The organism is Pedobacter sp. A2324 (assembly GCF_059693705.1).
Genome location: NZ_JCASSK010000003.1, coordinates 752,605 through 771,862, shown reverse-complemented (window position 1 = coordinate 771,862; position 19,258 = coordinate 752,605). Strand labels below are relative to the sequence as shown.

Below are 19,258 nucleotides of genomic sequence, written 5' to 3'. Positions count from 1 at the left end.
AAAAATGAATTTCACAAAAAAAATCTTCCTTACGTTAATTGCCGGATTGCTCACCATTAGCATGTATTCTTGTAAAACAAAAAAGATGGTTGCCAAGCCTGCACCTGCGCCTGTTGCAAAACCAACTCCGCCTGTGGAAACCAAAAAAACAGCACCTGTAGAGAAAGAAGTTGAAGAAGCGGCACCAGTTCAGAAGCCTGATTTTAATTTAGATAATATTCAGTTTGAATTCAATTCATTTGTATTAAAAACTTCTTCATTCTCTATTCTTGATAAAGCGGTAAGTGAGATGAAAAAATCTCCCAATACAAAATTCGTGTTAAACGGACATTCTTCAGCAGAGGGTACTCCGGAGCATAATATGTCGTTATCCATCGACAGGGCTAATGCTGTAAAATCTTATTTTGTAAACGCCGGATTGAGTGCAGATAAATTTACCATTGTTGGTCACGGTGAGAAAGAGCCGATTACCAGCAATGATACAGAAGAAGGCAGGATAATGAACAGAAGAACGGAAATCAAGGTTCAGAACTAATTTCGTTATTGTTATAAACAAAAAATGCCAGCTGTTGAGCTGGCATTTTTTATATCAGGCAGTTTAATTAAACCGTCATTACATCTTTCTCTTTCAATTCGGCATGTTTATCCACTTTGATGATATACGCGTCGGTTAGCTTTTGTACCTCTCCTTCGCCGGTTTTGATCTCATCGTCAGATACGCCTTCGCCTTTTAGCCTCTGGATTTTGCTGTTGGCATCTTTACGGATATTACGAACAGTGATCCGTCCGCGTTCAGCTTCTTCTTTTACTTTTTTAACCAGGTCTTTTCTACGTTCTTCAGTTAACGGTGGTACCACTAAGCGGATTACAATACCATCATTTTGAGGATTGATGCCAATGTTAGCCACCTGGATAGCTTTTTCGATTGCAGTTAAAAGTGATTTTTCCCAGGGTTGAATGACAATGGTCCGTGCATCTGGTGTATTGATACTTGCAACTTGCGACAATGCAGTTGCTGCACCATAGTAGTCAACAAAAATTCCATCGAGCATACCAGCAGAAGCCTTTCCAGCTCTAATTTTTGTTAATTCGGCTTCACAATGATCGATCGCTTTGTCCATCGAAGATTGTGCATCCATTAGTTGTAATTGTATGAGCTCATTCATAATGTGTGTATATCTATAGAAATAGTTTTAAGATTATTTAACCACTGTGCCTATTTGTTCACCGTTGGCTATTTTCATGAAGTTACCATGCTTGTTCATATCAAACACAATAATTGGAACCTGGTTTTCTTCACAAAGTGTGAAGGCCGTCATGTCCATTACGTTTAAGCCTTTTGCGTAAACTTCTCTAAAAGAAATTTCTTCGTATTTGGTTGCTGTAGGATCTTTTTCCGGATCTGCAGTATAAATACCATCAACACGGGTTCCTTTCAATACTGCATCGGCTTTGATTTCGATCGCACGAAGTGCAGCGGCAGAGTCAGTTGTGAAATAAGGATTTCCTGTTCCGGCGCCAAAAATTACTACACGTCCTTTTTCAAGGTGACGTACTGCACGCCTGCGGATAAATGGTTCACAAATCTGCTCCATTTTTATCGCGGTGAGTAACCTGGTTTTAATCCCAACTTTTTCCAGTGCATCCTGAAGGGCCATCGAATTAATTACAGTGGCTAACATACCCATGTAATCAGCCTGCGCCCTGTCCATTCCGCTTTTTTCGGCACTTAAGCCCCTGAAAATATTTCCACCCCCAATAACAATTGCAATTTCTAATCCTTTGTCGTGCACTGCTTTGATGTCTTCTGCATATTGCTTAACACGTTCATTATCAATTCCGTATTGTTTGTCGCCCATTAGCGATTCTCCGCTAAGCTTTAATAGGATGCGTTTGTATTTCATGACTTCAAAAATATTAACATTTTTTTAATACCTAGCTATGCTTTTAAATAATTGATGTAATTATTTCGTTGAGATGCTTTCACCCTTAAATATTACTTGCTGTAATTCGAGGTTTTGATTCAGCAGTAGAAGATTTGCTTCGCTTCCAACTTCAATGCTTCCTGAATATTCCTCACCACCTATTAGTTTTCCAGGATAAAGACTGCTCATTTTGATTGCCTCAGGTACCTCAATATTGCAGTGATTTACGCAGTTTTGAAGTGCCTTTAACATCGTTAATGATGAGCCTGAAAGCGTACCATCAGGCATTACGAATTTATTGTCTTTCTGGATATGTTGGTATGGTGGTATGTTGCAGGGCGTAACTGCATCTGTGATGAGGAACAGTCGTCCTTTTGATAATTTGTAGGCAATTTTAACTACTTCATAGTCCAGGTGTTCTCCATCAACTATGATACTCGCCATGGCCTTTTGGTGATTAAAAAAGGCGGTTGGAATTCCAGGTTTACGGTGATGAACGGGGCTCATCGCATTGAATAAGTGAGTGGTGGTTTTGATTCCATTATCGTATGCTATGGTGGCTTCACTAAAGCTTGCATCACTATGGCCTAAAGAAACAAGGACGTTATTATCCAGTAAATATTGTATGACTTTTTCATCCTGACATTCAGGAGCGATGGTCATCATTTTGATTACCCCATCTCCGCGGTCCAGTAATTCTTTTATCTCATCTAAGCTGGCCCTACGTACGAATTCGGGTATGTGTGCACCCAATCGTTTAGGATTTAAATAGGGCCCTTCCAGGTGCAAGCCAAGGAAATTCCGGGCCTGTTTTGCAAAGGATTTTGCTGTATTAATGCACTCCTTGAAAACTTCAGGAGAGTTTGTTGCCATACAGGCCAAAAATCCGGTAGTTCCCTTTCTTAACAAATCATCCTCCATAATGGTCAGTGATTCAATGGTTGGCTCAGCTGAGAAAAGCCTTCCTCCTGCACCATATATCTGTAAGTCGATGAACCCTGGAACAACCAGATATTCAGGATTTATAGACTCTGCACTCTCGATTGAGGTAATTTTTCCATCTTCTATAGCTATGCGTTTGGCATAGTTTATAGTATCATCACGGTAATACTTTGCATTTGAAATATTAAGCATAGGTGTTTTGTATAGATCCTAAAGTTAATCAGTTCAGGATAAAATGTGTGGCAATGAATGTCAAAAAGATTCTGTATAATTTTGGACAAAAAAAAAGGTCCCAATTTCTTGGAACCTTTTAATATGTTTAGGGATGCCTATGCACCTAATTGAACACGTTTGAAAGCCGTTACTGTTAAACCTTTAGCGGTGTTATCTAAAAATTTACGAACATCTACCGAACTATCTTTCACAAACTCCTGGTTTAATAAAGTACTGTCTTTGTAGAATTTATTCAATTTACCGGCAGCGATTTTTTCTACCATTTCTTCTGGTTTACCTTCCTGACGGATTACATCTTTAGCGATTTCAATTTCGCGCTCGATTGTAGCCGGATCAACACCATCTTTATCAACAGCAACCGGGTTCATTGCCGCAATCTGCATTGCAACATCTTTACCAGCTTCAGTAATATCTGCGCCATTAGCACCTTCGAATACTACTAAAACGCCCATTTTACCGTTCGAGTGAATGTAAGAAACGATTTTTTCGCCAGAGATATTTGCATATTCCTGGATAACGATTTTCTCACCGATTTTACCAGTTAGTTCAGTAATAGTTTCAGCAACCGTGCGTCCGTCTTCTAATGCAATAGCTGATAATTCTTCTGCAGAAGCAGGATTGTTAGCAACAGCTGCAGCTAAAACAGCTTGAGCAAGATTACGGAAATCTTCTACTTTAGAAACTGGTTCAGTTTCGCAAGCTAAAGCAACTAATTTACCGTTTGTACCGTCAGCTGAAACAGCGATTGATACCAGACCTTCAGAAGTAGCATTACCAGAACGGGCGGCAGATACTTTTTGACCTTTTTTGCGCAATAAATCAACAGCTGCTTCGAAATCGCCATTAGCTTCAACTAAAGCTTTTTTGCAATCCATCATACCAGCACCAGTTTGTTGGCGTAGTTTATTTACATCTGCGGCAGTAATTTGTACTGTAGACATTTTATTTCTTTTTTAAAAATTTACAATCTTGTTTATAACAACTACAGGTTACAAGTTACAAGTGCCAAGTTAAACTCATGTTAAGCCAACTTAAAACCTGAAACCAGTAACCTGTAATTTAAAAAATATGACTATTCTTCTGTTTTAGTTTCTTCTGATGAAGATGCTTCAACTTCCGCTTCAGCAGCTTTTTTGCGTCTTGGCTCTTTCGATTCAGGAGCATCAGCAGCAGCTTTAACTGCTACAGCTTCTTTTTCAGCTTCATCATCTTTTTCGCGTTTACGCTCATCTAAACCTTCTTCAATCGCTTTGATAATTACATCAGTAATTAAAGAGATAGATTTTGTAGCATCATCATTCGCAGGAATTGGGAAATCGATGTTAGAAGGATCAGAGTTAGTATCAACCATCGCAAAAGTAGGGATGTTTAATTTCAACGCTTCAGTTACCGCGATGTGCTCTTTCTTAACATCAATTAAGAATAAAGCTGCAGGTAAACGGTTTAAATCAGCGATACCACCTAAAAGTGATTCTAATTTAATACGCTCACGTTGGATCATTAAACGCTCTTTTTTAGATAAGATCGCATAAGTACCGTCTTTAGTCATTTTATCGATGTTAGACATCTTTTTGATTGACTTACGTACTGTAGCAAAGTTAGTTAACATACCACCTAACCAACGTTCAGTTACGAAAGGCATGTTTACTTTTTTAGCTTGCTCAGCTACGATTCCTTTTGCTTGTTTTTTTGTTGAAACAAATAAAACTTTACGTCCTGATTTTACGATTTGTTTAATCGCAGCCGCAGCTTCTTCAGTTTTAGTTAAGGTTTTATTTAAATCTATAATGTGAATTCCATTACGCTCCATGAAAATGTAAGGAGCCATTTTTGGATTCCATTTACGGGTAAGGTGACCAAAGTGTACACCTGCATCCAATAAGTCTTGATAAGTTGTTCTTGCCATTGTCTTTGCCTCCTGTGATTAACGTTTACTGAATTGGAATTTCTTACGAGCTTTAGCACGTCCTGGTTTCTTACGCTCAACCATACGCATATCACGCGTTACCAGGCCTTTAGCACGTAATGCAGGTTTTTTATCCGCATCTAGTTCAACAATCGCTTTAGCAATAGCTAAACGAACAGCTTCTGCTTGTCCTTTTACTCCACCGCCTTTAACGTTTACAGTAATATCATATTGACCTGCAAGCTCAGAAACTTCTAAACTCTGGTTTACGATATATTGCAAAGGTAAAGTTGGGAAATATACTTTGTGGTCTTTACCGTTAACGGTAATTGCTCCAGCACCGTCTTTTAAGTAGATACGTGCAACAGCTGTTTTTCTTCTTCCTGAAGTGTTAGTAACTGACATTTCTTAAAGTTTAATGGTTTTTGGAGATTGAGCTGCATGAGGGTGGTTTTCACCAGCATACACAAAAAGATTGGTGTATAATTTTTTACCCAATTTAGTTTTCGGTAACATACCACGTACCGCTTTCTCGATTACACGTTGAGGGTGTTTCGCCATTAACTCTTTTGGAGAGATAAAACGTTGACCACCTGGATAACCAGTATAAGAAACATATTGCTTTTCGCTGAATTTGTTTCCTGTCAATTTAACCTTGTCTGCATTAATAACGATAACGTTATCTCCGCAATCTACGTGTGGGGTGTACTCAGGCTTGTTTTTACCACGGATGATCATAGCGATCTTCGATGACAAGCGCCCCAAAATCTCGCCTTGCGCATCAACAACAATCCACTGTTTGTTAACAGTTTTCGCATTGGCCGAGACAGTTTTGTAACTTAACGTATTCACTTGCTTGTATTTAATTTATTAAACAATTTATTATTCCCATTAAATTTGGGACTGCAAAGATAGATTAAATACTTTTATTATCAAATAGTTGAGGTGATTTTTTTTGGCACTGTTTGCCATTTCCGCGGTTACAATTTGTGATTTTAAAAATCTGATACACTTTTATTATAGCTTCTGTACTCCTTTATCCAGTTCCATAAGGCAAATGCTGCTATAATAGTAAAGATAAAGTATTCAATTCCGAAAAATTTAGCCCCTTTTAAAAAATACAAGTAAGTTGCTACAACATCAATCAATAACCATATTATCCAGCATTCTATTCTTTTCTCAATCATCAGTAATGTCGTAATCACACTCATCACTAAAATAAACGAATCTACAAAAGGATATGCGCTTGGTAAATTAAACAGCAGGGGAAACCAGTTGTGCAGGTGACTGGCTAAAGTACCGACCAATAGGGTTCCGGCTACACCAACAGCGAGCCAGATCAGGAATTGTTTCGGCGGCATAAAACTTACCTTCAGCTGTTTTCTCTGATCAGCTTCTTGCGGCTTCGGATTTGCCCATCGCCACCATCCTATAATGTTCGTAATGAAAAAGAAAACCATTAAAAACATATCCGGATAAAGCTGGATTTGATAATAAAAGAAAGCAGAGAGGAAAACATTTACTATTCCTGCAGGCCAGCTCCAAATACTTGCTCTGGCCGACAATATCACCGATAGTATCCCAGTAAGTACTGCGAAAAACTCCAGGTAACTCAGGGGATAGCCAAGTACTTTGAAAAATATGCTGTGGGAGTTAAAAAAATCCATCTTCGGTAATTGAATGTCTAAAGTAGAAAATAATTACCTGAGTCTGCTGGTTCTAAAAACAAAAATAAGCCCCTGGTGTTAGTAAAATATCGCATGGAGTTCACCTCATCATTAACCAACAAATTTCTTAAATGCATTATTTAGATAATATTTTCGGTTATCCTGTCCCGCTGTTTTTAAAGAACATTATTATTGGTGTTGTGGCGATTCTAATTGGGATATTACTAAGGTTTCTCATTCACAAACTCTTTTTGTTGCTATCAAGGTGGTGGGATTTTATCATTATCAAATCGACAATCAAGCACCTGCGCAGACCAGTGGCTTTGTTTATTCCGTTGCTATTGCTAAACTCTTCTCTGGATATTATGGTGATGCCGGCAGGCATCAGGTTACCATTGGATAAAGCCCTGGAAATTGCGCTAACGATAAATTTTGCATTGATTCTGGTTCGGCTGATTAACATTCTGGAGGATTTTTTCTATCTGAAATATGATCTCAACAAAGAGAATAACTTAAAAGAACGAAAAATAAGAACGCAGCTTCAGTTTGTAAGAAAGTTTATCGTTTCACTCATCATCCTCATTACTGCTGCTATTATTCTCCTCAGCTTTGAAAGCATGCGAAAAATCGGAGCAGGGCTACTTACAGGTGTTGGAATTGGTGGTATTATTATTGGATTTGCGGCTCAGAAATCATTGGGAAACCTGTTAGCTGGTTTTCAGATTGCCTTTACACAGCCCATCAGGATTGATGATGTATTAATTGTTGAAGGGGAATGGGGGAAAGTTGAAGAAATTACCTTGACCTATGTTGTAGTCAATATTTGGGACCAACGACGTTTAATATTACCCATAACATATTTTATTGAAAAGCCGTTTCAGAACTGGACCAGGGTTTCGGCGGATTTATTGGGGACTGTTTTTTTATACCTCGACTATACTATACCAATCGAGCCGCTCCGTCAGGAGATGACCAAGCTACTTGATTTGAATCCGCTTTGGGATAAACGGGTAAATGTTGTTCAAGTTACTGACAGTACAAAAGACGGATCAATTGAGGTTCGCTTTTTAATGAGCGCTTCCAATTCCTCACGGGCGTTCGATTTACGCTGTAATATCCGAGAGGCGATGATCGCCTTTATCCAAAGTAACTATCCTGAAAGTTTACCGAAGAAAAGATTAGCGTTCAAGGATAAATTTGATAACATATAATTCACCGCCTCAGGCACCTACATATGTAGCCAAAGATGCCTGAGGTGGTGAATAAATTTATTTAAACATGCCTTTTAACTTTGCAAGCTTTTCCTGCAAGTCACCCTCAGCATCTTTTGGTTCATTACGAGGCTTAAAACTCTGTTTTGGATTTGCTTTATAATCTTGCTTTGGTTTTTGCTGCTGTTTCGGCTCGCGGGTTTGACCCGCGGCCTTCGGACTAGCCTCAGTTTTCATCGAAAGAGAAATTCTTTTCCTGGCTGGATCAACTTCCATCACCGTTACTTCTACTTTTTGATGCACTTTTACAATATCGTTAGGATTGGCTACAAATCTATTGGCCAGCTGACTGGTATGAACCAGGCCATCCTGATGTACCCCTATATCAACAAAAGCCCCAAAATTAGTAATGTTGGTTACGATACCCGGAAGTTTCATTCCTACCCTAAGATCTGCTATTGCGTTTATGCCATCTGTAAAGCTAAAGGCTTCAAACTGTTCGCGCGGGTCGCGACCGGGTTTAGCCAGTTCTTTGAGAATATCGTTTAAAGTAGGCAAGCCGATATGTTCGGTAACATATTGCTGTGGCTTAATCTGTTTTTGCAACTGTGGATCTTTCATTAAGGCAGAAACAGTTGTACCCAGATCTTTGGCCATTTTATCTACTACATTGTAACGCTCAGGGTGTACACCACTGGTATCCAATGCGTTTTCTGCATTGCGGATGCGGAGGAAACCTGCCGCTTGTTCGTAGGCTTTGTCGCCCAGGCGGGGAACCTTTTTCAAACTTTCGCGGTTTTTGAAAGCTCCGTTTGTATTCCGGTAGTCTACTATATTTTGAGCTAAAGTTGGCCCTAAGCCTGATACATAAGCCAAAATTTGTTTGGAAGCGGTATTGAGCTCTACCCCAACTGCATTCACAGCACTAATTACCGTGTCATCCAAACTGGCCTGCAGCTTATTCTGGTCTACATCATGCTGATACTGCCCAACACCAATGGATTTTGGATCTATTTTTACCAGTTCGGCTAACGGATCCATCAAACGCCGGCCAATTGATACGGCACTACGTACCGTTATATCCTGGGTCGGGAATTCCTCCCTTGCCACCTCGGATGCTGAGTAAATGGAAGCACCACTCTCATTTACCATGACGATGGTTACATTTGGCAAGTTCAAACTGCGGATAAATGATTCGGTTTCTCTGCCAGCCGTTCCGTTTCCAATAGCAATGGCTTCAATATTATATTTCTGACAAAGTTGTTGAATGACAGTTTCTGCATTTTTAACATTCCCCTGGCCCGTATGCGGGTAAATGGCAGTATTTTCCAGTAACTGACCTTGCTTATCTAAACAGACTACCTTACAGCCTGTCCGAAATCCAGGATCAATTGCCAATACGTTCTTTTGGCCCATTGGCGCCGCAAGCAGAAGTTGTCGCGCATTTTCAGCGAATACCCGAATAGCTTCTTCATCTGCTCTTTGTTTGGTAAGCACGCGAAGTTCTGTTTCCATTGCCGGTTCTAACAGTCTTTTATAACCATCTTCCAAAGCTTGTTGAACCTGTTTCGAGGCCGCATTGTTTCCTTGTATGAATTGGGCTTCCAGAATACTAATGGCATCTTCTGCAGGCGGCAATGCATCTAAACGCAAGATTAGTTCTTTTTCTCCACGCCGCATAGCCAGAACCCGGTGTGAAGCAGCTGTTTTTACTGGCTCATTCCACTCAAAGTAGTCTTTATATTTGATGCCTTCTTCTTCTTTGCCTTTGATGACCTCAGATTTAAAGGTTGCTTTCTCCTGGAAATAGGTACGCATTTTAGTACGGGCATCCGCATTTTCCGATATCATTTCAGCAATAATATCTCTGGCACCAGCTAGTGCTTCCTCCGGGGAGTTCACCCCCTTTTCACTATCTATAAACTGATTAGCTATAGTGTCTAAATCGAAATTTTGTTGGTCAAAGATCTTTAGGGCCAATGGTTCCAGACCTTTTTCTTTTGCCACTGAAGCGCGCGTTTTACGCTTAGGTTTATAAGGAAGATAAATGTCTTCTAAAAGCGAGATGGTCTCGGCTTCATTAATCTGTTGTTCAAGTTCTGGTGTTAGCTTGCCCAGTTCGGTCATAGACTTCAAAATGGCCTCTCTGCGTTTGTCCAGGTCACGTAACTGCAAAACCCTGTCCCGGATGGCGGCAACTTCAACCTCGTCCAGACTTCCGGTTAATTCCTTACGGTACCGGGAGATAAAAGGCACCGTCGCGCCCTCGTCCAATAGGTTTACTGTCGCTGTAACTTGTTTCTCTGCAACCTTTAATTCTGCTGCGATTATTTTATAATGAGCTAACATATTCAAAAATTAATGCGGCAAAGCTAATCAGGATTTACTGTATTTCAGGATTTTTAAAATGAAGTTTTCCACTGAAATTTGTGAGTAAATTTATGAAGTCTGATCCCTTTCTGCTTTGAATTTTGATATTCTACTAATCAAATCTAATGGGATAGGCTTATCAATTGGGAACTGAACTGCGCCTTTGCTCCATTTATAATCTCCAAATTCATTTTTAAATGCTTCAATCCCAGAACCGGTAGGATAGAAGCCGATATGTTTTTTATAGGCAGCAAAATATACCAGTACTTTATTTTGCTTAAAGGCCGGCATTTTATAACTGATCACTTCCCGGGCTTCGGGAACAGCCTGACGAATGGCCCGGCGAACCTGCTGCAGCATTTCCTGTGTTTTTGCAGGGAAGAGCGCAATATATTCGTCGATTGTCGTTGGTTCTGTTTTTCCATAACATTAACATTGTTAAGTGAAAATACAAAAAATGTTGATGCTATTCGCTGATCTGAAGATCGTATTTATGCAAAAGTCCCGCTAAACCTGATTTTGAAAACTTTGCTTTTTTGAGGCGATTGTTATCAGGATCTATGGAGTAATTATATGCGCTTCGGAAGTCTGCCTTTTCTAAAATTGTTTTATCGAAGGTTGATTGAAGTAAATCGCAATTTTGAAAATCGGAACTTGATAAATCGCATTCAGAAAAATCTACTTCGTGAAGTTGGGCGTTTTTAAAAGTGGTTTTTTTAAGTTTAAGCTTATAGAAGGAGCAATGATCTAATTTGCAGTTATCAAAGCTGAAAGCCAGACCGAAATCATTACAGTTTTCGAAGCGTAAACCAAGCATTTTGCAGTCTTTGAACGATACATCGCTGAAAACAGTTTTTATTAGGCTGGCTAAGCTAAGGTTACAGGAAGTGAAGCTGCAATCTAGAAATTTGACTCCACTTAGATCGGAATTTGAAAAATTACAGCTTATAAAGCTGCACCCTTCGTATTCTGCTTTTGGAACAGGTCTTAAGGTAAAATCTTGTTTATCGAATGTTTGATCAGCAATGTAGTTTACGGACATATATCGGCTTTTGTGCCTGCTAAGATAGAGATTCTTCTAAATCTTAAACGCCGATAGAAAAACTGCTTTTATTTTTATTGTATAAATAATAATTACAAGATGAATCTCACTTATATAAAATCAAGTGTATTAAATTTTTTATTCAAAATATCTGCGTTGTTCACATCAAGCCATTTGTCTAATATGGTTCCGTAAACTTGTCTGAAATCAAGTTGATATTTCAAATCTCCTGTATCTAAATCACTTAAATTTGGGGCATCATTGAATATGCCTTGTTTTTTCAGTTTGCCGCCAAAGATGAACATGTTATTTGCGGTTCCATGATCGGTCCCATTACTTGCATTTTGCTCAACGCGGCGCCCAAATTCAGAAAAGGTAATCACCAGGGTGTCATCCAACTTATTATTTGTTTTCAAGTCCTTTAAGAATGCGGCCATGCCTTCACTGTACTGTTTGAGTAGGTTTCCTTGCTGGTTAATCTGGTTAACGTGGGTGTCGAAACCACTTAGAGAAACATAATAAACACGTGTTTTTAGTCCTGACGAAATAAACTTGGATACTGTTTTTAACTGATTGGCAAAACCTGAAGCAGGATAGATAGATTTGGACTGATAAATTTTTGAGGTATTTTGAATGTAGCTGGCCGAGGATTGTGTTTCAATCATGGTTTTATATAAATAGCCGAGATTATCTTCATCCAAATGTTCTTTTTCGCTTTGCAGCATGGCTTTAAAAAAAGGATCATTGGTGTTGCGAAATAAAGAAGCAGGGTCTTTGAGTGCTATTCCTTTTTTACTTTGTCCTTTTAATGCCAGTGAAAGCGAATCATCAACTTCAATGGCAGTATAAGGAAATTTGCAGGTCTGGCAGTTGCTGTCTAAATATCTGCCGATCCATCCGGTTGATAAGAACTGGTTACTATCACTTCCTGTTTGCCAGATATCCATGGAGCGGAAATGGGAGCGGTCGGGGTTGGGGTAGCCCACATCATTGATAATGGTCATCCAGCCCTGATCATAAATTTCCTGCAGGGCTTTCATATTTGGATTTAGCCCTTGCATGTCATTTAGCTTTAGAACTTCCTCTGGTTTAATGGCAATGCTTCTCCTTTTCTGATAATAGATGTCGTTTCCATGCGGAACAACCGTGTTAAGGCCGTCATTACCACCGGAGAGTTGAACGACAACTAAATTTTTATAAAGGCTAAGTTCGTCTAAAGCCATCGCCTCTAAAGGCTTCATGAAAGCAGGTACAAACAATGAACCTGCCGCTACAAATCCTGTATTTCTTAAAAAGTTTCTTCTGTCCATCTCTTTGTTCTTTAGTGAATGATGAGTACCTGAATAATTAGCAAAGTTGATATTCTGGCATGCTCGTAATTTCGACGGCTGTACTTCTCAGTCCTTTGTTATCGCTTACCATGTTAGTTATCTTATCATTTAACCTGGGTTGCAGCAAAAATTCCGTTAGCGCAAGCGGGGTTAAACCACGGGGTAGCGTACTTAAAAACTTAGGCCAGTTGGCGTTTGCATTTACATAAGACTTTGGTTTGGCCGAAGCATTTGCATTATTGGTGCCTGCGCGACTCAGTGCGATTACGGCCTCATCTTCAGGGTCGGCTTTACCACTGAAATCTATTTCCCCATCATTCAATACTAATGAAGGGATGCGCATCCTCAGCATTAATGATGAACTGTCGATCCAGCTTTGTCCACCTGGCCATCCCGCTACATTCGGTGGATTAAATAAATATTGGCCAAGACTGCTTTGGAGCTGAATCAATACAGTGGGTTTATTGTAGGTAACAAAGAATTCGCGGCTCAAGCCTACCAGAAACTCTGCCGGTGATTTAATTTTAGTACCCACGTTTTCAGAATTATAGAACCAGTCAGCACTGAACATCTTTTTCATGAGTTCGCTGATATCATATTTGGAATTGTAGAAATGTGAGGCTAATTCTTTTACATGCGTTTCATCAGGGGTGTCGTTCACAAAAAATTTATAAGCTTTTCTTGCAATGAACTCAGCCGTTTCGGGCTTTTCCAGAATGATGTCTATGACATTCTCGCCTTCGAAATTACCTACCTTTCCAAAAAAAGTTTTAGTCCCTTCATCATGCTGATTTTTTCTGAAGATGAATGTTCCGTCTTTATCATAGCTCCATCCGGTAAAAGCGCGTGCCGATTCTTTAATGTCCTGCTCGCTATACTTTCCTCTGCCTAACGTAAAAAGTTCCATTAGCTCCCGGGCAAAGTTTTCATTAGGCTTGCCTTTTTTGTTTTGTTGATTATTCAGGTAATTGAGCATGGCTGGAGACTTGGAAACCTCTACCAGCAGAGTTTTAAAACTGCCTAAACCATGTTTACGCTGGATGTTATTAAGCTGTTGTGCATACATTGGATTGTTGCTGCGACAGGCAAAATGTCCGTGCCAAAACAGGGTCATCTTTTCCCGCAGGGGATGCTCAGTATTAATCATTTTGCTAATGAAGGCAATGTTTAAATCCTTGCTGATCTCATTCTGCATGCGGATAATTTCCTGACGCATTTTTTTTTCCTCATCGTTGAGGTCTTTTTTTGCATAAAGTCCTGCCTGTACCAGCAGTTGACGTTTTTCTTCAGATTCATCAACAAGTTTTAATGAATCATCTTCTTTTGGCTCTTCCAAAAGCCCATCAATTACTTTATGGATATTTTTTTTACTGAGTTTCTGTAAATTAGAATAAGATATGCCAAAACCAGCTCTGTTATAAAGGTGCTTAACTTTGATGAAATTATCTTTAGTGCTCATAATCTACGATTTAAACTGTAAGACTCTTATTAAACGTAAGGGTTTAAAGTTTGTTTTCTTTCTTATTTTCGCATATGTTTTTCCAACTCGATGAAAATGAACCCGGTTTTCCCGAACCTTCACTTGCCGAAGAGGATGGTTTATTGGCGATAGGGGGTGATTTAAGTCTGGAGCGTTTACTAAATGCCTACAGCAATGGGATTTTTCCCTGGTTTAGCGAAGGAGATCCCATCCTCTGGTACTCTCCACATCAAAGGTGTGTGATATATCCTGACAAGATCAAGGTAAGTAAAAGCATGAGAAAAACCTTAAGTGCGCAGCTTTTCAGATTTACACTAAACCAGGCTTTTGAGGATGTAATTTTAAACTGTGCTACGTCGCCCCGTAAAGATCAGGACGGAACCTGGATTACCTCAGAGATGCAACAGGCCTACATTGATCTACACCGTAACGGCTATGCGCACAGCGTGGAAGTTTGGCAGGATGATGAGCTGGTTGGCGGCTTATACGGGGTAAAGATTAATCAGGTTTTTTGTGGCGAAAGTATGTTTAGTAAGGTGAGTAATGCTTCCAAATCGGCGCTTATTTATTTGTCCCAGCTCAATATCGAATTGATCGATTGTCAATTGCCAAATGATCACCTGATGAGCATGGGTGCAGAAATGATTAGCCGTGATGTGTACGAACAGATTTTACATGCGCAATAACGTGGATTTTAGCCAAATAATAAAAAAAGCCTTACAATTGTAAGGCTTTTTTTATTTTAGTTTAGGCTAGAGTTCTCTTACCCAGATGTTTCTAAAACTGATGGCTGGACTTGGATCACCATGGTCTTGCAATTTGATGGATGCAGCCCCATGGCTTTTATACTCAGGCGCGCCAATATATCTGGTTTGTCCTTTTAACACATAGTTATTTTGCAAAAGTACCCCATTTAAAAACAAGGTTACAGTAGCAGGTTTTTTAACCGTACCGTCTTCATTAAAACGTGGTGCATTCCAGATAATATCATAATACTGCCACTCGCCTGGTTTTTTATTCGCGTTAGCTAAAGGAACTGCCTGTTTATAAACACTTCCCGTTTGGCCATTTACATAAGTTTTATTGCTAAAATTATCCATAATCTGGATTTCATATCCATCATCACCTGGGCCTGTTGATGCTAAAAATACACCGCTGTTTCCCCTTGCCTGTCCTTCACCAGATATATTTGCCGGAATTTTCCATTCTAAATGCAGCTGATAGTCGGTGAATTTTTTATTGGTTTCGATATTACCTGTTCCTTTCTTAACTGTGAAGAAACCATCATCAATTGTCCATGCTGCCGGTTTTGACGGATCTTTAACAGAATGCCATGCATCAAGATTTCTACCGTCGAAAAGGACAATAGCATCCGAAGGCGCATCTTGAGGAAGCTTACCTGGTGAAATAACTTTTGGTACCGGTTCCCAAACCTCTGTGGTTTTTGGATCGTTGGCCGGGTCAGTTTTTTTATCTTGTGCCATTGATTGTACGGCAAAAAATGTTGGGATCAGTAATAGTGCGTATTTGCTCATAATGGTGTGTTAACTTTCTAAAGTTAACCAGTTTTATAAGAAATGGAAATTTCGTATTTAAAATTTTACCCCAGCTTATCTACAACAACGGTTTCTGTTACCAGAACTTCATCCACAACATCTTCCAGGCTTCTTTGCTCGGCCAAATCTTTTAGCGGACAATAACCTGTTATACCACGATATAGTAATCCGGCCCCGATTGCAGCACTGGTTAAACCAATTACCGGGTGAGAAAAAATACTGGTAATGCCTTTTAATAATAAATACCCACCTGCGGCACCAGAAAGCCATCGCTCAGAACTGGAAACATTTTCAAATAATTCAGGATATTTCCAGGCTTCTTTAACATTGTTTAATGTTGTATTCAATTCTTCGTTTATCATGATTGTTGTATTTATGTTATGAGTTAATAACAAGAGAAATGAAAATGAGTTTTTCTTTTCTTGATTGCAATCATGATCTTGGCGAATTTCTGAAACCTTAATTCAAGATGTCCCTGATATCTTCTTTACTTAAAGATTTGAAGAAGCTTTCTTCAGTTGTGATGAGCGAGCTGGCGAGCGACTTCTTCCTGTTCTGTAAGGCGAGGATTTTTTCTTCGACAGTATCTTTGGCAATAAACTTATAGATAAAGACTTTTTTATCCTGCCCGATGCGGTGAGTCCTGTCAATTGCCTGCTGTTCAACTGCCGGGTTCCACCATGGATCAAGAATGAACACATAGTCAGCCTGTGTTAAATTCAATCCCACACCGCCTGCTTTTATAGAAATTAAAAATACCTTAAGCTCCGTATTTTGCTGGAATTCTGCCACTATTTCTCCACGGTTACGCGTCGCTCCATCCAGGTAAGCGAATGGGATGTTTTCTCTTTGAAAGTGTTTTTTAAATATGTCTAGGTGTTTTACAAACTGGGAGAAAACTAAAACCTTATGTCCGCCCTTCAGCACGTTATCAAGCGTATGAATCACATTCTCAAATTTGCCTGAATCAGACACATAACCATCATCAATCATCACAGGATGGTTAGCCAGTTGTCTTAAAGCCGTGAGGCCCTGAAGTAATTGAACCTGGTTCTGTGCAAATGTACCGTCGTCCATACTTTGCAATAAATCATTACGATAGGCGGACTTGGTTTTTTCGTAATAACTGGCCTGATCCTCGCTCATATTGCAGTAAATTATCTGTTCAGTTTTAGGCGGCAGTTCGGCGGCCACTTGTTCCTTCGTGCGTCGAAGTACAAAGGGTTTAATGATTGACTGCAGTTTTCGGGCCTTGTCTTCGTCTTTCTTTTTTTCTATGGCTTGTACGTACTCTTCGTAGAAGAAAGCTTGTGTGCCCAGCAAGCCTGGGTTGAGGAACGTTAGCTGTGACCATAGATCTCCTACGGAGTTTTCGACAGGTGTACCACTCAAAATCAATCGATGCCTTGACTTTAAACTTCTGACAGATTTAAAAGATTTCGAGGATGGATTTTTAATGTTTTGACTTTCATCAAGTATGATGTAGTTGAAGTAGAAGTTCTTCAATTTATCAGCATCTACTCGGGTTACCCCGTATGTGGTAATAACGATATCGTATTTAGCAAAGTTTGCGATGTCTTTATTGCGGTTTGAACCCGTGTGGGCCAGTATTTTCAATTTTGGGGTAAACCTTTTTGCTTCAGTAAGCCAGTTATAGATGAGAGATGTTGGCATAATGATCAGCGAAGTGCTTTGGGCATTTATTGCCTGTTCATCTTCTTTGACCTTTTGCAGCATGGCCAGCGTCTGAATAGTTTTACCTAATCCCATGTCATCGGCAAGGCAGCCTCCAAAATTGTATTCTCGCAGGAAACTAAACCAATTGTAGCCTGCTTTCTGATAATCGCGCAGACTGCCCTTAAAATGTGCAGGCATCTGCATATCTGCGATATCTTCAAAATCAGAAAGACGCTGAAGTTTACGCTCAAGGGTTACATTTGCCAAACTATCTTCTGCAAGATCATTGATCAAACCGATATGATGTTTTTTAAGCTTCATACTGGCTCCTGAATCTGCAAGGCTGAATAGACTACCATATTGTGTAAACCATTTATCCGGGATAATGGCAACTTCTCCATCAGGTAATAAAAACTCCCTGCGTTTATGTAAAATATGCTGCTTTAAAGATAAAAATGGTATTTGATATTTTCCAAACCACACTACTGCATTGATGTCAAACCAGTCGTTTGCTTCCTTAACTTCCAGGTCTATTTTGCTTATTCCAAAAACAAACCGTTTCTGTCCGGTGGCCTGCTCAATCTCAAACCCTGAAGCTTCCAGCGTTTCTATATGTTCATTTACCCAGTTGATGGCCGCATAACTTGGATTTTCATCCTGGTGAGCTACCTCGAGATTGTGCAAAAGGGTACTGGTTTTTTTTAATCCAAGTGATAAGAGTAGATTGAACTGTTTTTTTTCCCACTCTGCTGATCTTTTGATTCTGTGAAAAATATAATTGTCTGCGGTTTTTTCTAAACGTACAGTAACCTTATGTACATTTTCAACTGAAAAAGTATATTCGCCATATTTGAAATAAAGCTGAATTTGTGACAATCCTCCATCTACATAAAAAACTTTCAGAATGGGTTTTGCTTCAAATTGCTCCGTTCTAATCTCAAATCCCTCAGCATATACATGGTGTTTCTCGATCAGGGGTGCTACAAATTTTTCAAAATAAGTAGCTTCTGTAGACTTTGGAATTGCAATGTAGCGTTTGGCCAAAAAGGGTTGAAGTTTTTTACCCTCAATTTCCTGATCGAAAAAATATAAAATATCGTCAAGCAACAACCAGGCTGGCTTATTGCTCACAATCTGCGCTTCCCTGAACATAAATTCGATCCGAAGATTTTTATATTTTATGGTAGGGAAATATCTTGTTTCCGTTTCATTGCGACGGAAGTGAAATAAGATTGATGCGGGTTCTGAAGCCAGTTCTATTTTGCGCTCTACAGGCCAGCCATCCTTATCCATGATGTACAGTGCATCTTTAGTTTTTAGAATCTCAAGCGCTTCAGCCAGTTTTTTTTCGATCTTAGGTCTAACGCTTTCATAAAACTTATCATCAAAAATTTTAGCAAAGAACTCGGTAGGTCTGATTAACTTTTTGTAGTATTTTTTAATCAATGAGTCCTGTTCGATATCATCTAATATCCTGATTAGCTTAAAATCAATTTCGGTTAAACATCCGGAAAACTCTGCCGCAGTATGCGTGAAAATTCGCTGATAGGTAAAAGAAAAATCACCCTGTGGATTTAGTTGAACAATATGGGGTTCAATTAAATAGCCCAGGTACTCATGTTTGCACAAAGAGTATACAATTTTACATGGTTTAGAACTATCGACGCGTAACATTGGGGTGGATAAAAATTTTTAGAAGCTAAGCCGCTTAAAAAACTTTAAACTTACAATATTTTAGTAATACATCAAAAAACGCAGGCCATTTGGAACTAAAAATCTTATGCCGGTCCGCAGCTATACCTTTGCATTGCCGATGACTAAAATTATTGATTACGTGATGCATCATATATTTCTTTAATTCTGACTTTTTCACAGACACCCACCTAACCAGGCAGATGCAGCTATTTTAACCGTTTT

Annotated in this window: 19 protein-coding genes; 3 read left to right on the top strand and 16 right to left on the bottom strand. The window is 39.3% G+C overall.

The genetic code is table 11. From position 1 onward, the window contains the following. Positions 1–4 precede the first annotated feature (4 nt). Positions 5–535: an OmpA family protein gene (locus tag AC570I_RS12525; RefSeq protein ID WP_497405679.1), complete on the top strand. Its 531-nt coding sequence runs from the start codon at positions 5–7 to the stop codon at positions 533–535. Between the two features lie 67 nt (positions 536–602). On the opposite strand, the gene frr is transcribed toward AC570I_RS12525, so the two are convergent. From frr to pnuC, 8 genes are all read right to left on the bottom strand, one after another. After that, positions 603–1,166 carry a ribosome recycling factor gene (gene frr, locus AC570I_RS12520; protein WP_497405678.1) on the bottom strand — a complete coding sequence of 188 codons (564 nt, stop codon included), beginning with the start codon at positions 1,164–1,166 and terminating at the stop codon, positions 603–605. A gap of 33 nt (positions 1,167–1,199) precedes the next feature. After that, positions 1,200–1,904 carry a UMP kinase gene (gene pyrH, locus AC570I_RS12515; RefSeq protein ID WP_047799014.1) on the bottom strand — a complete coding sequence of 235 codons (705 nt, stop codon included), beginning with the start codon at positions 1,902–1,904 and terminating at the stop codon, positions 1,200–1,202. A gap of 60 nt (positions 1,905–1,964) precedes the next feature. After that, on the bottom strand, positions 1,965–3,059 hold the full coding sequence (nagA, locus tag AC570I_RS12510) for an N-acetylglucosamine-6-phosphate deacetylase (RefSeq protein ID WP_497405677.1): 1,095 nt from the start codon (positions 3,057–3,059) through the stop codon (positions 1,965–1,967). 137 nt (positions 3,060–3,196) lie between these two features. After that, positions 3,197–4,042 (bottom strand): translation elongation factor Ts, encoded by an 846-nt coding sequence (tsf, locus tag AC570I_RS12505; RefSeq protein WP_047799012.1) that lies wholly within the window; start codon positions 4,040–4,042, stop codon positions 3,197–3,199. 131 nt (positions 4,043–4,173) lie between these two features. Next, positions 4,174–5,007 (bottom strand): 30S ribosomal protein S2, encoded by an 834-nt coding sequence (gene rpsB, locus AC570I_RS12500; protein ID WP_047799011.1) that lies wholly within the window; start codon positions 5,005–5,007, stop codon positions 4,174–4,176. Between the two features lie 18 nt (positions 5,008–5,025). Next, entirely contained in the window at positions 5,026–5,412 is a 387-nt protein-coding gene (gene rpsI / locus AC570I_RS12495) for a 30S ribosomal protein S9 (protein ID WP_047799010.1), read from the bottom strand. 3 nt (positions 5,413–5,415) lie between these two features. Then, positions 5,416–5,859 carry a 50S ribosomal protein L13 gene (gene rplM, locus AC570I_RS12490; RefSeq protein WP_047799009.1) on the bottom strand — a complete coding sequence of 148 codons (444 nt, stop codon included), beginning with the start codon at positions 5,857–5,859 and terminating at the stop codon, positions 5,416–5,418. A 143-nt stretch (positions 5,860–6,002) separates the two neighbouring features. Then, positions 6,003–6,674: a nicotinamide riboside transporter PnuC gene (gene pnuC, locus AC570I_RS12485; RefSeq protein WP_497405676.1), complete on the bottom strand. Its 672-nt coding sequence runs from the start codon at positions 6,672–6,674 to the stop codon at positions 6,003–6,005. A gap of 131 nt (positions 6,675–6,805) precedes the next feature. On the opposite strand from pnuC, the gene AC570I_RS12480 reads away from it, so the two are divergent. After that, positions 6,806–7,885, top strand: coding sequence for a mechanosensitive ion channel family protein (locus tag AC570I_RS12480; protein ID WP_497405675.1), 1,080 nt, complete (start codon positions 6,806–6,808; stop codon positions 7,883–7,885). 57 nt (positions 7,886–7,942) lie between these two features. Here the strand turns inward: AC570I_RS12480 and AC570I_RS12475 are convergent, their stop codons facing one another. The 5 genes from AC570I_RS12475 to AC570I_RS12455 form a co-directional block, all read right to left on the bottom strand. Next, positions 7,943–10,234, bottom strand: a complete 2,292-nt coding sequence (locus AC570I_RS12475; RefSeq protein WP_497405674.1) for a Tex family protein — start codon at positions 10,232–10,234, stop codon at positions 7,943–7,945. A gap of 90 nt (positions 10,235–10,324) precedes the next feature. Next, the gene (locus AC570I_RS12470) at positions 10,325–10,615 is read right to left on the bottom strand and encodes an iron chaperone (RefSeq protein ID WP_497405673.1); all 291 of its coding nucleotides are present in this window, start codon (positions 10,613–10,615) and stop codon (positions 10,325–10,327) included. A 106-nt stretch (positions 10,616–10,721) separates the two neighbouring features. Beyond that, on the bottom strand, positions 10,722–11,297 hold the full coding sequence (locus tag AC570I_RS12465) for a pentapeptide repeat-containing protein (protein ID WP_047799004.1): 576 nt from the start codon (positions 11,295–11,297) through the stop codon (positions 10,722–10,724). 110 nt (positions 11,298–11,407) lie between these two features. Continuing rightward, positions 11,408–12,607 (bottom strand): DUF1501 domain-containing protein, encoded by a 1,200-nt coding sequence (locus tag AC570I_RS12460; protein WP_047799003.1) that lies wholly within the window; start codon positions 12,605–12,607, stop codon positions 11,408–11,410. 37 nt (positions 12,608–12,644) lie between these two features. After that, entirely contained in the window at positions 12,645–14,087 is a 1,443-nt protein-coding gene (locus AC570I_RS12455) for a DUF1800 domain-containing protein (protein ID WP_497405672.1), read from the bottom strand. A gap of 74 nt (positions 14,088–14,161) precedes the next feature. Here AC570I_RS12455 and aat point away from each other — a divergent pair, with 74 nt between their 5' ends. After that, a complete protein-coding gene (aat, locus tag AC570I_RS12450) occupies positions 14,162–14,794 on the top strand; it encodes a leucyl/phenylalanyl-tRNA--protein transferase (protein ID WP_497405671.1) in 633 nt (210 codons plus the stop codon). A 66-nt stretch (positions 14,795–14,860) separates the two neighbouring features. Here aat and AC570I_RS12445 read toward each other — a convergent pair whose 3' ends face one another. The 3 genes from AC570I_RS12445 to AC570I_RS12435 form a co-directional block, all read right to left on the bottom strand. After that, positions 14,861–15,643 (bottom strand): 3-keto-disaccharide hydrolase, encoded by a 783-nt coding sequence (locus AC570I_RS12445; RefSeq protein ID WP_053058347.1) that lies wholly within the window; start codon positions 15,641–15,643, stop codon positions 14,861–14,863. 65 nt (positions 15,644–15,708) lie between these two features. Beyond that, positions 15,709–16,026, bottom strand: a complete 318-nt coding sequence (locus tag AC570I_RS12440; RefSeq protein ID WP_053058346.1) for a YgaP family membrane protein — start codon at positions 16,024–16,026, stop codon at positions 15,709–15,711. Between the two features lie 97 nt (positions 16,027–16,123). Beyond that, a complete protein-coding gene (locus AC570I_RS12435) occupies positions 16,124–19,015 on the bottom strand; it encodes a DEAD/DEAH box helicase (RefSeq protein WP_497405670.1) in 2,892 nt (963 codons plus the stop codon). Positions 19,016–19,258: the final 243 nt, after the last annotated feature.

What these genes read in the sequence shown, in the direction of transcription:
- AC570I_RS12525 (WP_497405679.1), top strand. Translation starts at nt 5, where the DNA reads ATGAATTTCACAAAAAAAATCTTCCTTACGTTAATTGCCGGATTGCTC.
- frr (WP_497405678.1), bottom strand. Translation starts at nt 1,166, where the DNA reads ATGAATGAGCTCATACAATTACAACTAATGGATGCACAATCTTCGATG.
- pyrH (WP_047799014.1), bottom strand. Translation starts at nt 1,904, where the DNA reads ATGAAATACAAACGCATCCTATTAAAGCTTAGCGGAGAATCGCTAATG.
- nagA (WP_497405677.1), bottom strand. Translation starts at nt 3,059, where the DNA reads ATGCTTAATATTTCAAATGCAAAGTATTACCGTGATGATACTATAAAC.
- tsf (WP_047799012.1), bottom strand. Translation starts at nt 4,042, where the DNA reads ATGTCTACAGTACAAATTACTGCCGCAGATGTAAATAAACTACGCCAA.
- rpsB (WP_047799011.1), bottom strand. Translation starts at nt 5,007, where the DNA reads ATGGCAAGAACAACTTATCAAGACTTATTGGATGCAGGTGTACACTTT.
- rpsI (WP_047799010.1), bottom strand. Translation starts at nt 5,412, where the DNA reads ATGTCAGTTACTAACACTTCAGGAAGAAGAAAAACAGCTGTTGCACGT.
- pnuC (WP_497405676.1), bottom strand. Translation starts at nt 6,674, where the DNA reads ATGGATTTTTTTAACTCCCACAGCATATTTTTCAAAGTACTTGGCTAT.
- AC570I_RS12480 (WP_497405675.1), top strand. Translation starts at nt 6,806, where the DNA reads ATGCATTATTTAGATAATATTTTCGGTTATCCTGTCCCGCTGTTTTTA.
- AC570I_RS12475 (WP_497405674.1), bottom strand. Translation starts at nt 10,234, where the DNA reads ATGTTAGCTCATTATAAAATAATCGCAGCAGAATTAAAGGTTGCAGAG.
- AC570I_RS12470 (WP_497405673.1), bottom strand. Translation starts at nt 10,615, where the DNA reads ATGCTGCAGCAGGTTCGCCGGGCCATTCGTCAGGCTGTTCCCGAAGCC.
- AC570I_RS12465 (WP_047799004.1), bottom strand. Translation starts at nt 11,297, where the DNA reads ATGTCCGTAAACTACATTGCTGATCAAACATTCGATAAACAAGATTTT.
- AC570I_RS12460 (WP_047799003.1), bottom strand. Translation starts at nt 12,607, where the DNA reads ATGGACAGAAGAAACTTTTTAAGAAATACAGGATTTGTAGCGGCAGGT.
- AC570I_RS12455 (WP_497405672.1), bottom strand. Translation starts at nt 14,087, where the DNA reads ATGAGCACTAAAGATAATTTCATCAAAGTTAAGCACCTTTATAACAGA.
- aat (WP_497405671.1), top strand. Translation starts at nt 14,162, where the DNA reads ATGTTTTTCCAACTCGATGAAAATGAACCCGGTTTTCCCGAACCTTCA.
- AC570I_RS12445 (WP_053058347.1), bottom strand. Translation starts at nt 15,643, where the DNA reads ATGAGCAAATACGCACTATTACTGATCCCAACATTTTTTGCCGTACAA.
- AC570I_RS12440 (WP_053058346.1), bottom strand. Translation starts at nt 16,026, where the DNA reads ATGATAAACGAAGAATTGAATACAACATTAAACAATGTTAAAGAAGCC.
- AC570I_RS12435 (WP_497405670.1), bottom strand. Translation starts at nt 19,015, where the DNA reads ATGTTACGCGTCGATAGTTCTAAACCATGTAAAATTGTATACTCTTTG.